This is a genomic window from Kitasatospora sp. NPDC048296, assembly GCF_043201815.1.
Taxonomy (GTDB): domain Bacteria; phylum Actinomycetota; class Actinomycetes; order Streptomycetales; family Streptomycetaceae; genus Kitasatospora.
On the sequence record NZ_JBICZB010000022.1, the window covers coordinates 54,009 to 68,118 of the forward strand.

General features: G+C 73.6%; 13 protein-coding genes. 5 read left to right on the top strand and 8 right to left on the bottom strand.

What is annotated here, in order from left to right:
• Positions 1-25 precede the first annotated feature (25 nt).
• Positions 26-1,492 (top strand): cytochrome P450, encoded by a 1,467-nt coding sequence (locus ACGF12_RS15730; RefSeq protein ID WP_393029233.1) that lies wholly within the window; start codon positions 26-28, stop codon positions 1,490-1,492.
• Between the two features lie 46 nt (positions 1,493-1,538).
• Here the strand turns inward: ACGF12_RS15730 and ACGF12_RS15735 are convergent, their stop codons facing one another.
• Both ACGF12_RS15735 and ACGF12_RS15740 read right to left on the bottom strand, forming a co-directional pair.
• The gene (locus ACGF12_RS15735; protein WP_393029236.1) at positions 1,539-3,170 is read right to left on the bottom strand and encodes a purple acid phosphatase family protein; all 1,632 of its coding nucleotides are present in this window, start codon (positions 3,168-3,170) and stop codon (positions 1,539-1,541) included.
• A 206-nt stretch (positions 3,171-3,376) separates the two neighbouring features.
• Positions 3,377-4,018: a DUF4360 domain-containing protein gene (locus ACGF12_RS15740; RefSeq protein WP_393029239.1), complete on the bottom strand. Its 642-nt coding sequence runs from the start codon at positions 4,016-4,018 to the stop codon at positions 3,377-3,379.
• A gap of 274 nt (positions 4,019-4,292) precedes the next feature.
• On the opposite strand from ACGF12_RS15740, the gene ACGF12_RS15745 reads away from it, so the two are divergent.
• Together ACGF12_RS15745 and ACGF12_RS15750 are read left to right on the top strand one after the other, a co-directional pair.
• Positions 4,293-5,666 (top strand): FAD-dependent oxidoreductase, encoded by a 1,374-nt coding sequence (locus ACGF12_RS15745; protein ID WP_393029242.1) that lies wholly within the window; start codon positions 4,293-4,295, stop codon positions 5,664-5,666.
• A 207-nt stretch (positions 5,667-5,873) separates the two neighbouring features.
• Entirely contained in the window at positions 5,874-7,067 is a 1,194-nt protein-coding gene (locus ACGF12_RS15750) for a CapA family protein (protein ID WP_393029245.1), read from the top strand.
• A 46-nt stretch (positions 7,068-7,113) separates the two neighbouring features.
• Here the strand turns inward: ACGF12_RS15750 and ACGF12_RS15755 are convergent, their stop codons facing one another.
• The gene (locus tag ACGF12_RS15755; RefSeq protein WP_393029248.1) at positions 7,114-7,962 is read right to left on the bottom strand and encodes an SAM-dependent methyltransferase; all 849 of its coding nucleotides are present in this window, start codon (positions 7,960-7,962) and stop codon (positions 7,114-7,116) included.
• Between the two features lie 56 nt (positions 7,963-8,018).
• Positions 8,019-9,371 carry an MFS transporter gene (locus ACGF12_RS15760; protein ID WP_393029251.1) on the bottom strand — a complete coding sequence of 451 codons (1,353 nt, stop codon included), beginning with the start codon at positions 9,369-9,371 and terminating at the stop codon, positions 8,019-8,021.
• Between the two features lie 9 nt (positions 9,372-9,380).
• On the opposite strand from ACGF12_RS15760, the gene ACGF12_RS15765 reads away from it, so the two are divergent.
• Complete coding sequence (locus ACGF12_RS15765) at positions 9,381-9,719, top strand: alpha/beta hydrolase (protein WP_393029253.1); 339 nt, start codon at positions 9,381-9,383, stop codon at positions 9,717-9,719.
• Positions 9,720-9,853: 134 nt separating this feature from the next.
• Here ACGF12_RS15765 and ACGF12_RS15770 read toward each other — a convergent pair whose 3' ends face one another.
• From ACGF12_RS15770 to ACGF12_RS15785, 4 genes are all read right to left on the bottom strand, one after another.
• On the bottom strand, positions 9,854-10,204 hold the full coding sequence (locus ACGF12_RS15770; RefSeq protein WP_393029256.1) for a 5-carboxymethyl-2-hydroxymuconate Delta-isomerase: 351 nt from the start codon (positions 10,202-10,204) through the stop codon (positions 9,854-9,856).
• A 115-nt stretch (positions 10,205-10,319) separates the two neighbouring features.
• Complete coding sequence (locus tag ACGF12_RS15775) at positions 10,320-10,709, bottom strand: ribonuclease domain-containing protein (protein WP_393029259.1); 390 nt, start codon at positions 10,707-10,709, stop codon at positions 10,320-10,322.
• A gap of 108 nt (positions 10,710-10,817) precedes the next feature.
• Positions 10,818-11,933 (bottom strand): DUF6183 family protein, encoded by a 1,116-nt coding sequence (locus ACGF12_RS15780; RefSeq protein ID WP_393029261.1) that lies wholly within the window; start codon positions 11,931-11,933, stop codon positions 10,818-10,820.
• Between the two features lie 21 nt (positions 11,934-11,954).
• Positions 11,955-13,025: a phosphatidylinositol-specific phospholipase C domain-containing protein gene (locus ACGF12_RS15785; RefSeq protein WP_393029264.1), complete on the bottom strand. Its 1,071-nt coding sequence runs from the start codon at positions 13,023-13,025 to the stop codon at positions 11,955-11,957.
• A 292-nt stretch (positions 13,026-13,317) separates the two neighbouring features.
• Between ACGF12_RS15785 and ACGF12_RS15790 the strand changes: the two genes are divergently transcribed.
• Positions 13,318-13,968: a dihydrofolate reductase family protein gene (locus ACGF12_RS15790; RefSeq protein ID WP_393029393.1), complete on the top strand. Its 651-nt coding sequence runs from the start codon at positions 13,318-13,320 to the stop codon at positions 13,966-13,968.
• Positions 13,969-14,110 lie beyond the last annotated feature (142 nt).

A 14,110-nucleotide genomic window follows, 5' to 3' on the forward strand; every position in this document is an offset into this window, starting at 1 on the left:
TCCTTACCTCGTGACCGGAGATCCTGTGACCACCCCGTTCCCCGGCGACGCCGCCGCCCCCGTCCCGCTGCCCGGCTGCCCGGCTCACGGCCGGGGCATCGAGCCGATCGGTCCCGGCGGCCTGCGGCGCCTGTACGGCCCGGAAGCCGAGGCCGACCCGGCGGGCCTCTACGAGAAGCTGCGCGCCGAGTACGGCGAGGTCGCCCCGGTGCTGCTGCACGGCGACCACCGGGTCTGGCTGATCCTCGGCCACGGCGCCAACATCACCGCGATGCGCACCCCCTCGCTGTTCTCCCGCGACTCCCGGCTCTGGAGTGCCTTCCGCAACGGCGAGGTCCCGGCCGACTCCCCACTGCTGCCGGTGGTCGCCTGGCAGCCGATCTGTGTGTTCGCGGACGGCGAGGAGCACCGCCGACTGCGCGGCGCCGTCCTGGACGGCCTGAACGGCTTCGACCGGCGCGGTGTCCGCCGCCACGTCCGCCGCTTCACCACCGACCTCGTCCAGGTGGTCGGCACCACCGGCCGGGCCGAGCTGATCTCCCAGTTCGCCGAGCACCTGCCGATGCTGGTGATGACCAAGCTGATCGGCATGCCGGACGAGTACGGGCCGCAACTGGTGGACGCCGCGCGGGACCTGATGAAGGGCAGCGAGACGGCGATCGCCAGCAACGAGTACGTGGTGGCGAGCCTGCGCCGGACCATCGCGGTCAAGCGCGACCACCCCGGCGACGACCTGACCAGTCGGCTGCTGGCGCACCCGGCCGGGCTGACCGACGACGAGGTGATGGAACACCTGCGGGTGGTGCTGCTGGCGGCCAACGAGACGACCGTCAACCTGATCGCCGACTCGCTGAAGATGGTGCTCACCGACCCGCGCTTCCGCGCCCACCTGTCCGGCGGCCAGATGACCCTGGGCGAGGCGCTGGACCAGGTGCTCTGGGACTCCCCGCCGATGTCGCTGGTGGCCGGGCGCTGCGCGACCGCCGACACCGAGCTCGGCGGGCAGCAGATCAAGGCCGGGGACTTCCTGCTGCTCGGCCTGGCGGCGGGCAACGTCGACCCGGTGGTCCGGCCCGATCTGGCCACCCCGCTGTACGGCAACCGCTCGCACCTGGCCTTCGGCGCCGGACCGCACGAGTGCCCCGGGCAGGACATCGGACGGCACGTCGCCGAGGCCGGGATCGACATCCTGCTCACCCTGCTTCCGGATCTCCGACTGGCCGTCCCCGAGGAGGAGTTGACCTGGAGCTCGGCCTGGATCTCCCGCCATCTGACGGCGCTGCCGGTGGAGTTCACCCCGCGTGAGATCGAGCCGGACCCGGAGTCGGTGGCGGAGGCGGAGCGGGCGGCGGAGGAGCGGGCCGCCCGGGCGGAGGAGGAGCTCCAGGCCGCCGAGCGGGCGGCGGCCGCCGCATCGGCTCCGCCGGCGGCGGCCGTTCCGGCGCAGCGACGCAGCTGGTGGGACGCGCTGACCGGCTTCTTCCGACGCTGAACCCGCCGGGGCGGGCGGTGGTCGCCCTGCCGCCGCCCGCCCGGGCTCAGTCCTCGTCGCCGCTCTCGCCGTCGGTGCGGCGGCGGTGCAGGGTGAAGGTGTCCACCGGGGTGAGGTCCCCGTGCGGGCCGTCGAAGGTGTAGTAGGTGACCCGCATCGTGGTGGTGCCGCCGCGCCGGTCGCCGGGGTCGATCTCGAAGGCGGCGAAGCCGTGGGTGTGGACGCGGTCCTGGTAGGCGGCCCACGGCGCGTCCTCGGTGAGCCAGATCGACTGCCGGTAGGGGGCGCCCGGGGCGGGCTTGTCCTCCAGGCCGACGACCACCCGGCCCTGGGGCCGGTCGAACAGGTCGTCCTGGGTGGTGGCCGCGTTTCCGCCGGCGCCGATGACCATGTGGACGGTGCCCCGGCCGGTGTCGGCGAGGCGGGGGTCGGTGCCGGTGGGCACCGGGGTGCGGGTGTCGTTGGGCAGGGTGCCGCGGACGGGGTGGGAGCGCTCGTAGTAGTGCTCGTGGCCGCTGACCACGAGGTCGACCCCGTGGGCGTCGAACAGCGGCCCCCAGGCCTCGCGCACGCCGAGGTCGCTGCCGGAGCCGTGCTTGGAGCTGGAGATCATCGGGTGGTGCATGCAGACCACGATCCAGTCGATCGCCCGGTTGCTCCTGGCGGTGCGCAACTCCCGCTCCAGCCAGCGCTGTTGGGCGCCGCCCGAGTAGCCGCGCAGATAGGTCTCGCCGGAGTTCTGGATGGCCACATCGTCGTTGGCGAGGCTGATGAAGCGCACCGAGCCGACGGTGAAGGCGTACCACATGCCCCGGGTCTCCTCGTCGCGGTCGGCGGCGGAGTCGGGCAGAGCGAAGAAGGTCTGGTAGCCGAGGGCGCCGATCGGGCCGTTGCCGCTCTCGTTCTCGTGGTTCCCGGCGCAGGGCATCCACGGGCGCAGCCGGGTCGAGCGGCTGTTGTTGATGAACCAGTCGGCCCACGTGGCGGTGCGGCTCTGGCCGTGGCGGCCGCTGTAGGAGGCGTAGCAGAGGTCCCCGTTGATCAGGTTGAACAGCGGGCCGACACGTTCGACGGCGGCGACGATGTCGGCGGCGTGCGGGGAGCCGATCTGGCTGCTCGTGTACACCGGGTACTTGCCGAGCGGTGAGGGCATGCCGTCGGGGAGGACGAGTTGGCGGCGGAGGTTGGGGGTGGCCTGGTCGCCGAAGCTGGTGAAGGTGAAGGGTGCCCGGCCGCGCGGGGCGGTGGTGAAGCTGCCGCTCTCGGGGCTCGCGCCGTCGTGGCCCGCGGTGTACAGGTAGGTGGTGGCCGGGCGCAGTCCGGTGAGCCGTGCGTGGTGGACGTACACCTCGTCCTTGCCGAGGGCGTCCCGGTAGGTGCGGGTCTCGGCCTCGACGCCCCGGCCGTGGCCGCCGTCCGGCGAGCCCAGCCGGACCAGCGGGCGGCGGACGGACTGCGGGGTGATCCAGGAGACGGTCATCTCGGCGGAGGGGTCCGTGCCGAACTGCAGGTGCACTCCGCTCACGCTGGGCGCCCCGACCCGGTGCGGGGTGGTCTGCAGCAGGGGGCTCGGCGCCGGATCGTCCGCCGCGGCCGGCTGGGCGGCCGCGGCGCCCGCGACCAGCGCGGCTCCGGCCGCCGACGTGCCCTTGAGGATGGACCTGCGCGCGATCGTCATGGCGCTCCGTCTGCCGTGTGGGGGTTGTGAACCGCAGCACTTTAGCGACATGAGCATGCAAAGGCGATCGATTTTCTGACGGATACTCATGTCCTGGCGGCAGCACGGTTGCGAACACGCCCCGGCCCCGGCGGCCGGGGCTCCGCCGGGGCCGGGACGGGCCCATGGGTCGGGGATTCAGGGGTCGGGGAATCAGGGATCGGGGATCAGGGGCACTGCTTCCAGGCGAGGTGGTAGACGGTGTTGATGCTGCCGTCCGTCGAGTCCATCGTCATGAAGCTGGTGGTGTGCGCCGGGTCCGAGGTGCCGGCGCCGACGCGCAGTTCGGTGTTGACGTTGAAGTTGCGCTCCTCTCCGCAGGGGGCGAAGACCAGGGCAGCGACGTCGACGGTGTCGGTCACCTGCCAGTTGTCGTCCGTCGGGCCGTCGAAGCGGTGGCTCCGGTAGGTGGTCCCGGGATCGCCCTGGAAGTAGTAGCCGGCCCGCTGGATGCCGGTCGCCCCCGCCTCCAGGTGGGCGAAGCCTCGGTAGTCGGCGGAGGCGATCGCGTAGGTGAAGCCCTGGGGGACGTGCACGCGCAGGTCGAGCTGACAGTTCCTCCGGAAGTCGGTCGGCTTCGACCCCACTCCCACCTGGGCGAGGTAGCTGCTGTACGTCACGGTGAAGGCGGTGTTGTCCGGCGACACGGCCACCGCGGCCGTCCCCGCCGGGCAGCCGGAGCCGTTGACGGTCGCGACGTCGATGACGATCCGGTCCGGCGGGGTCGGGAGCGAGTCGCCGCCGAAGGTCGACGTGCCGACCAGCGTGGCGGAGACCGCGGTCGCGACGGCCAGTGTGCGGAGCAGCATGGGCTTCCCCTTCGATCGTCCACGAAGCCGGGGACGGCGTGGCGCCGGTTCGGGCTGCACGCGCGGCCCCGTCGGAGTTGACGTGGATATGTCAGCACATCGAGCGCACCGTGTACAGGGGGTGACACATGGTCACCGGATCCCCGAGGGCGCGACGACGGCGAACACCCCGACGACCTGCCGGTGAGCCGGACGTCGAGGCGACCCCGATTCGCGGCCGAAGATCACCGAGCGCTAGGCTCCGTCCGCAACACGACGCGAAGGGGAGCTTCAGTTGGCGCGGGTTGCGGTGGTCGGCGGGGGTATCGGCGGGCTGGGAACGGCGCTCATGCTCGGTCGGCGGGGCCATACGGTCACGCTGTTCGAGCAGGACGCACGGCAGGCCGGAGACGATCCGGACCAGGACTTCTACGACTGGAACAGGCCCCGGGTCCCGCAGGCCGTCCAACCCCACTCGTTTCTCGCCCCCGTGCGCACCGTACTGCGCACCGAGGCCCCGGAGGTCTACGCGGACCTGCTGGCCCGCGGGGCCCGGGAGTACCACGACTTCGACTGGTTCGGTGAGCATCCGCCGCACCGGGACGGCGACGACGAACTCGTCACCCTGCGCACCCGACGCATCGTCCTGGAGGCCGCCCTGACCGCGGCCGTACGGCGGGAACCCGCTGTCGAGGTGCGGCGAGGCGTCCGGGTGAGCGGTCTGGTCATCGAGGAGGGCGGCCCCGCCCGGGTCACCGGGGTACGGGTGGGCGGCGAGACGCAGCTCGCGGACCTCGTCGTCGACGCCGCCGGCCGCCGCTCGCCGGTCCCCGGCTGGCTGGTCGCGGCCGGCTGCCGACCGGCCGTGGTCGACAGCCACCGCACCGGGATCGCCTACCTGAGCCGCTGGTACCGGCTGCGGGCCGACGGCCCGGGCGACCCGGGCCAGGTGCAGAACGGCTCGGCCGCGGCCTTCGCGCTCGCCGGGGTCTTCCCGTCCGACAACGACACCTTCGCGGTGAACGTGGTGCTCTCCACGGGCGACCCGACCCGCGGCGCGCTCACCAACCCCGACGTGTTCGAGGCCGTCGCCCGCCGCTTCCCCGCCTGCGCCGCCTGGCTCGACCTGGACCCTGAACCGCAGTCCGCCGTCCTGGCGATGGCCGGCCTGGACAACCGCTGGACCTCCCTCGTCGACGGGGACGGACCCGTTGTCGCCGGTCTGGTCAACGTCGGGGACAGCCTCATGCACACCAACCCCACCCTGGGCCACGGCGCGGCGCTCGCCCTGCGCACCGCCCAGTACCTCGGCGCCCACGCCGACGAGGCCGCCGCGGACCCGACCGGTTACCACGCCTGGACCACCGAGCACCTCCGCCCGCTGTTCGACGCGCAGGTGGCGGCCGACCGCGCCACCGAGCGACGCCTCACCGAGGACGCACCGCCCCCCGACCGACGGGCCGCGGCCACGGCCGCCTGCGCCTTCGAGGACCCCGTCGTCATGCGGGCCCGGGCCCAGGTCCGCCACCTCGTACGGTCGGCCGAGGAGGCCTACGGCTCCGAGGAGGTGGACCGGCACGTCACCGCCTGGCTGGACGCCCGTCCGGACTTCTCGCCGCAGCTCGACGGGCCGACCCGGGACCAGTGGGACGCGCTCATCCCGGCCTGAGCGGTAGGGCGTGTCCTGCGGAACTCCGCCGGATCCGGCGGAGTTCCGCAGGACACGCCCCGACCCGGCACCCCACGGTGTCCCGGTCGGGAGCACGGCGGCGGGGCTCCCCGGGTGACCTGCGGGCGTGGGGGCGGCGGTCCGGACGACGGGGGCCCGCATAGTCGGATGGTTGGTCATACCTTCCGCTCTTGAGATGAGCCGACGATGTCCCTGCCCCGCCGGCGGACCGCCGCCACGGCCCTCACCCTGCTGCTCGCCCTCCCGGGCTGCGGCGCCCCGCAGTCACCAGAGCCGCCCGCCCCCACCACGGACGGCGCCACCCCCACCCCGACCGGGCCGAAGGCGTTCACCCTGGTGGCCACCGGCGACGTGCTGCCGCACACCGAGATCATCCAGCAGGCCAAGGAGGACGCCGGCGGCAACGGCTACGACTTCACCGCCATGCTGGCCGGCGTCAAACCGCTGATCAGCGGCGCGGACCTGGCGATCTGCCACATGGAGACGGTCTACGGCGCCAACGGCGGCCCGTACACCGGGTACCCCTCGTTCAAGTCCCCGCCGCAGGTGGCCAAGGCGCTCAAGGACGCCGGGTACCGCTCCTGCGACACCGCGTCCAACCACACCCTGGACGACGGCCCGGCCGGCATCCGCCGCACCCTGGACGCCATGGACGCCGTCGGCCTCGCCCACACCGGCTCCGCCCGTACCGCCGAGGAGGCCGGACGGCCGGCGCTGCTGCGCACGGGCGGCGCGACGGTGGCCCAACTCGCCTACACCTACGGCACCAACGGCATCCCGCTGCCCAAGGACCAGCCCTGGGCCGTCAACCTGATCGACCGGGACCGGATCCTGACCGACGCCCGCGCCGCCCGGGCGAACGGCGCGGCCCTGGTGGTGGTCAGCATCCACTGGGGCACCGAGTGGCAGGACACCCCGAACGACCAGCAGCTCACCCTGGCCCGCGAGCTGTCCGCCGCCGGGCAGGGCCCGGGCCGCCCCGACATCGACCTGATCCTCGGCACCCACGCCCACATCCCGCAGGCCTACGAGAAGATCAACGACACCTGGACGGTCTACGGCCTCGGCGACCAGCTCGCCGGGCACATGTTCACCTACGACGGCGCCGAGGACCCGCGCGGCAACTGGAGCTCCATCGCCCGCTTCACCGTCAGCCCGCCGGCCGGGCCCGGGCAGCGCTGGACGGTGAGCCAGGCCGAGTTCGTCCCGCAGATCACCGACCTCGGCCCGCCCTACCGGGTGCTCGACCTGCGCGAAGCCGTCCGCCGCAACCCCGGCCGCGCCGACTGGGCCCGCGCGCTGGAGCACATCCGTACGGTGGTGCTCAGCCGCGGCGCCGGATCGGCGGGGCTCGCCATGGCGCCGTCCCCCCAGCCGTAACAGCGGCCCCCTCCGGCCCTGACGGCCGTAGCGGCTCCGGACCGGCCTACGGCTTGCAGGCCAGCCCTCCGTACACCGAGACCTCGCCGGCTGCCACGGTCGAGGGCTCGCCCAGCTCCGGGTGCCACTCGTGGATCAGGACCACGCCCGGGTCGTCCAGTTCCAGCCCGGCGAAGAATTGTTCCACCCCGGCGCGCGAGCGCACATGGACCTCTATCCCGGCCTCCGCGTAGCGGCGGGAGCCGACCGCGACCTGGTCCGGCGCGTTGTCGGCGGTGCCGGCGGTCAGCGCGAGGAAGCTGCCGGCGGGCAGGGCGTCCAGCAGCCGGCGGACGGGCGGGTGCGCGGCCTCGTCGGAGAGGAAGTGCACGATGTTGATCAGCGTCAGCGCGATTGGCTCGCCCAGGGCAAGAGTGGCGGCCACCGCCGGGTCGGCCAGGAACTTCTCCGGGTCCCGCAGGTCACCCTCGACGTAGGCGGTGCGGCCCTCCGGGCTGCTGGTGAGCAGCGCCCGCGAGTGGGCCAGCACGATCGGGTCGTTGTCCACGTAGACCACCCGGCAGGACGGGTCGACCGCCTGGACGATCTCGTGCAGGTTGGGCGCGGTGGGGATGCCGGTGCCGACGTCCAGGAACTGGCGCACGCCGTGCTCGCCGGCCAGCCGGCGGACCATCCGGTGCATCACGGCACGGGCCGCGGCGGCGCCGTCGCGGGCGCCGGGCAGGTCGGCGAGCAGGCGGTCGGCGACCTCGCGGTCCGCCGGAAAGTTGGTCTTGCCGCCGAGCAGATAGTCGTAGACCCGGGCCGAGTGCGCCCGGTCCGTCCGCAGGTCGACCTGCGGCGGCTGGTCGAACTCGGCCTCCGTCAGCCAGCTGTCCGGTTCGTAGCTGTCCACTGTGCCCCCCGTTCGGCGTTGGTCCGGTCCACTCAACCACACGACGTGATCGTCCGTCAGGTGGTTCCCGGTGCGCGCTGTGCGTCCGCGTCCGCTCCCCTCACGGCGGAGGCGAACGAGGGCACCCGCATGGCCGTCAGCAGGGCCAACGCCGGTCCCGCCGTGCAGACCGTGACGTAGCCGGGGATCACTCCGAGCCCGTTGTGGTGGCCCAGCCACTCGGCGAGCAGCGGGAAGGTGCCGCCGAACGCGGCGATGGTGGCCGCGTTGACGACGCCGAGTCCGACCGCCCTGACCTCGGTCGGGAACAGCAGGCCGGTGAAGACGTTGAGCGTGCCGAGCACCGTCGCCACCAGCATCCCCAGCAGCACGGCCACGACCTGGAACGGCAGCCAGCCCGCACGCAGCCCGGCCAGCAGGATCCCGACCAGCGGGATCGGCAGCCCGAAGCCGATCCGGGCGACCGGCAGCAGGCCGAAGCGGTCGGCGGCCGCGCCGGTGAGCAGCATGGTGACCAGCACCACGCCCAGCACCACCGTCATGAAGGAGGCCGCCTGCTCCTTGTCGATCACGTGGTAGGCGGCGGCGTACTGCGGCAGGTAGACCAGTGCGAAGTAGTAACCGACCGTGCCGCCGAGGGTGTTGAGGAAGACGGTGAGCACCGCCCAGCGGTGCTCACCGAGCATCCGCAGGAACGGCGGGCGCCCGTCCACCTCGGCCCGCGCGCGGGCGCGGTGGAACTCGGCGCTCTCCGGCGCCGCCCGCCGCACCCACACCGCGCCCAGGCCGAGCAGTGCGGCGACCATGAAGCCCCAGCGCCAACCGCCGTGCTCCAGACCGGACTTGCCGATGGTGTGGATCAGCAGGGTGAGCACGCCGAAGGAGAGCAGCGAGCCGAGGATGATCCCGCCGTAGGACACCGAGCTGAACGCGAAACGGTGCCGCGGCGGGGCGGTCTCGGTGACGTACGCCGCGACGCTGGGCGCCTCTCCCCCGAACGCGAGCCCCTGCACCACCCGTGCGGCGACCGCCAGCACCGCCGCCCAGGCGCCGATGGTCCGCTGCCCGGGCAGCAGGGCGATGCCCAGGCTGGCGGCGGCGATCACCACCATGCCGAGGCTGAGCGCGAACCGCCGTCCCCGGGTGTCGCTGAGCCGCCCGATCAGGTAGGAGCCGACCGGCCGGGCCCCGAAGCCCACCGCGAAGGTGGCGTACGCGCCGAGGACCCCGCTGACGCCGCCCTTGCCGTGGCCGAAGAGGTCCGCGGCGAAGTACGGCGCGAGCACGGCGTAGATGTTCCAGTCGAAGGACTCGACCACGGACCCCACCGTCGCCGCCGCCAACTCCCGCCGTCGGCTCCCGGCTTGTGCCGCGTCACGGGCGGGAGCGGTTTCGATGCGATCTGTCATGGCGCCAGCATGGCACCGTTCGACGGGCGGCGGAATCGGGTGCCCTCGGCGCTGCAGTGCTCGACCCTCAAGGTTCCGCTCGACTACACCGCCCCGGGCACCGGCACCCTGGACGTCGCCGTGGTCCGCAATCCGGCGGTCAAGCCGGACCAGCGGATCGGCTCACTGGTCCTCAACCCGGGCGGTCCGGGCGGCTCCGGCGTCGCGATGGTCAAGGGCGGCCCAAAGCGCTTCGACGGCCCGCTGCACGACCGCTACGACCGCAGCGCCTGCATCCGCGAGGCGGTCAACGCCTACCTGGTCGACGGCACCGTGCCGGCGGCGGGGACGCGCTGCAAGACGGACTGACCTCCGGGAGGAGTTCGGCGGCGCCCCCTGCTCCTGGTCGCCGCCGCAGCGCCGGCGCGGTGGCCGCGATCCCGGCCGCTGAACCCGGCGCCTGAGCCCGGCCGCTGACCGCGAGGGCCGGGAGTCCGGGGCGGTCAGCGGCCGGGGTGGTGGACGAAGCGGTAGGTGTCGCGGTCGAGTTCGGTGACCTGTACGCCGATCGCGGCCGGTACGGTGATGCCGGCCTGCAGAACGGCGAGCACCCGCGCGGTCAGTTCGGCGCGCTGCTCGGTGGTGCGGCCGGCCAGGATCTTGACCTCGACCAGGAGCACGGCCTCGCCGCTCGTGCCGTCACCGACCGTGTGGCCCCCGGCGGGGCGGAAGACGGTCTTGCACTCGGCCACGGTGGTGTCGATCACCCCGGCGATCGCCTGGTGCAACCGCGCGGCCAGGCCCGCCTGGTCGAGGGCGAGTTCGGCCGGGTGGTCGACCAGGATCTGCGGCACGGGGTTCCTCTCGGGGAGTGCGGACGGGCGCCGCCGACCCTACCCTGCCCGGCCGTCGGGCCGGAGAGCGGCAGCGGGCCCCGGCCGAGGAGACCGGGACCCTGATACAGCCGCGTCAGCAGCCGAAGTCGATCTGACGGAAGGTCGCGTAGTGGTCGCTGGTGTAGTAGTCCTCGTGATAGCGCTGGCCGGTGACGATCCGGCGGGCGCCACGGGTGGGCGCACCGGGGGTCGCCACGGTGTACTCGTGGTAGTAGCCGGAGCGCTGGGACGGCAGCACGTGCTCCGTGTTGGTGAACACCACGCCGTCCTGGCGGTACGGGAACGGCCCGCCCTTGGCGATCAGGTTGAGCGTGGTCCGGGCCTGGGGCGGCAGGGCGGACAGGCACACCTTGCCGCTCACCGCGGCGTGCGCCTCGGTGGCAACGGCGACGGGCGCGAGGGTGACCAGGGCGACGGTGGCGGTGGCGGCAGCACGCTTCCACGCGCGTAGAGTTCGGGTCATGCCACCCAGGATGGCGAGCCCCAGGGCCCACCGGAAGCCCCGTTCGGAGTCTTCATCTCCAGTCAACTCGCGGTACCCATTGCGGACTTGAGCAGGTCAGCGGACCACTCAGCCGCCGTCGTAATCGGTGGCGGCCAGCACCGTCAGCCGACGGCGCCCGGCATCGAGTACGGCGAAGCCGAGGTCCATGCCGTCCCCGTTGAACCACTCGCCGCCCGCCATGAAGCCGTACCAGGCGCAGTCCGCCGCCCGCCGCGCCACCTCCGCCGCCGAGGCGTCCGGCCCCGCGCCCACCAAGGCCGCGAGCGAGCGCCAGGCCGCCAGCCGGCCGTAGGCGGCGTACCACCAGCCGTCCTCGCCGCCGCCCCCGGTCGAGGCGGCGCCGAAGAGCTGGCGCCAGGCCTCCGCGGCCGTGGTCGGGACGACCACCGGGTCCTCGACACAGTCCAACGGCAACGCGACCAGCGTCCCGGGGAGGGCCTCGGGCGCGACCGGACCGTCGGCGTCGAACACCGCCGCCTCGACTCGCCCGTTGTACCGCCGGGCCCAGCGCTCCACCGCGGCTGTCAGCCCCGGCTCCTCCTCCCCCACCTCGACCGGAACACCGGCGCGGCCGCCGAGCGGGGCGCCCTTCGGCAGCCCGTACGGCCGACCGTAGCTGGCCCCGCCGCGCCAGTAGCGCGGCAAGCCGGGCGCGCCCTCCAGCGGGTCGAGCGCCCAGGGCAGCCAGGCCAGCGGGTGCTCCGCCCAGTACGGCGAGGCCTCCGCCCAGGCCCGCGCCTCGGGCAGCTTCGCAACCGGCGCGCCGCGCAGCACCAGCTCGTGCAGCAGGCAGGCCCGCAGCTCCTCCGGTGCGGTCGCGTCATCGGAGGCGGCCGCGAACACCCCGGCCAGCGCGGACGGCCGCTGATGCTCGGCCAGCACGGCGGCGGCCCGGCGCACCGGGCGGCCGCTGCGCGAGCGGGTGGCCAGCCCCAGCCCGAGCGCGCGCTCGACGTGCACGCGCCCGGGCCGGGTGACCACGTCCCAGAGGATCCGGTCGAAGAGGTACTGGTGCTCGGCGCCGGCCCGTCCGGAGCCGAAGCGGGCGTTCAGCGCGGCGCCGAACTCCGCGAGGTACGCCGTGTCGCCGCCCGCCAGGTGCGCATCGAGGAGCCGGCACACCTCGCCCACCTCGTACGCCCCGGCCAGGCCGGCCACCAGTTGCTCGATCGTCTTCGCCACGGGGGCGAAGCCTACGGCGTGTCAGCCGCGCGGCAGCACCAGGGACTGCACCGCCGCGAGCTTGCGCCAGTCGCTCGACACGATGCTGGCGTGCGCCCGGGCCAGCTGCCCGGTGCGGGCGCGCGCCTGATCGACGGTCGGGGCGGTGGCGCTGATTTGCGGGGCGACGTTCTGGGCGTCCGTCATCACCAGCAGGTAGTGCGAGCGGTCGTACCACGCGGTGTCGATGCCGTTGAGGTAGGCGGCGGCGTCACCGTCGAAGACCACGAACCACGGGCGGATCCCGGCGTCCGCACCGGTGTACTTGCCGCGCGGGTCGCCGGCCGCCGCGCCGTGCACGGCCGGGAAGAGCTGGGCCTGACCGATCCGGCCGGCCGCCGCCAGGTCGCGCAGGTGCCGCCCGTACTCGACATCGGTGTGCAGGGTGTCGAAGGGGTTGTGCTCCTCCACCGTCCCGGGGATCGCGTAGAGCAGCACCCGCCCGGCGAGCGCCGAGCGGGTCGGCCAGTTGCCGGCCCGCACCGCCTCGTCGACGCCGGCGTACGAGCCGCCGCCGGGCTTGGCCAGCACGTCGGCCGGGCGCAGCACCCGGTCGCCGAGGTGGGCGGCGATCAGCGCGTCCAACTGGTCCGGGCCCATCCCCAGGTTGGCGGCGAAGCCGCCCTTCAGCTCCAGCTTGACCACCAGCGGTCCGGCCCCCGGGTGGGCGCCGAGCCAGACCCGGATGTCGTCGAGGCAGTGCTCCAGGTTCTTGTTGGTGCCGCCGGTGTAGAGCTGGGCGGAGGTGTCGGCGGCGGTGCAGTTGTTGGAGTTGCCGAGCGGATTGGAGTGGCTGACCTTCCACTCCTTGGTGATGACATCGGTCCAGAGGTCCAGCTCGATCATGCCGGTGCCGGTGTCCAGGCTCTGGGCGAGGTACGGGTAGGCCGCCGGGTCGTAGGTGTTGTGCAGGCCGACGGTGGTCGCCGAGCCGAACGGCAGGTCGCCGGTGCCGGACTCGGTCGCGTCCGCCGCGCCGGTCGGGACGACGGCCGCCGCGGCGGCGAGCAGGCCTGCCGTCAGGAGGCCGGCCAGAGTACGGCGTACGGTCATCGGAATCGTTCCCCCCGGAGTCGGTCGTTTCGGCCGCCCGTGCGGGCCGCCGGAGGAAGCATCGCCCTGTAGGGCGTGCTCCTCGTGAAGAAGGCACGACGATAGCGTGGCGGCTTCACCACTTCCGCCCCGACCTCGAACCCGCCGCACCCATCACGCCGCGCCCGGCGGTGACGGAGCCTCAGGGCGTCGTACCCGAGCGCTAGCGTGGCTCGCGAGCAGCGGGACGAAGAGCCGGCTGAAGAGCCGTGTGAAGAGCCGTCCGAAGAACACCGAGCAGCGGAGGTACCTCATGTCCCTGGTCCGGGTCCACAACTTCTCGATCTCCCTCGACGGCTACGGCACCGGCGAGGGGCAGAGCCTGGAGAACCCCTTCGGGCACGCCACCGACCGGCTGCACCGCTGGTTCTTCGGCACCCGGACCTTCCGGCGGATGCACGGCCAGGAGGGCGGCGACACCGGGGTGGACGACGCGATGGCCCGCACCTGGGACGACGGCATCAGCGCGGAGATCATGGGCCGCAACAAGTTCGGCCCGCAGCGCGGGCCCTGGCAGGACGAGGACTGGCGGGGCTGGTGGGGCGCGAACCCGCCGTTCCACACCCCCGTGTTCGTGCTCACCCACCATCCGCGCCCCAGCCTGGAGATGGCGGGCGGCACGACCTTCCACTTCATCGACGCCACCCCCGAGGAGGCGCTGCGGCAGGCCCGGGAGGCGGCCGGCGGCAAGGACGTCCGGATCGGCGGCGGCCCGCGCACCGTCCAGGCCTTCCTGGAGGCCGACCTCATCGACCACCTGCACGTGGTCGTGGTGCCGGTGGTGCTCGGGCGGGGCGAGTCGCTGTGGGCCGGGCTCGAAGGGCTGGAGCAGCGCTTCGAAACCGAGGCGGTGAGCAGCCCGAGCGGTGTCACCCACCTCACCTTCACCCGCCGGACGGCCTGACCGGACGGCCTGACCGGAAAGCGGGCGGGGGCCCCCCCCCCCCCCGGGGGGGGCCCCCCCCCCCCCCGCCCGCCCCCCCCCCCCGCCGGGGGGTTTTGAGCACGCGTTGAGTCCCCCGGGGGCGCCCGCGCCACGCAAGTGG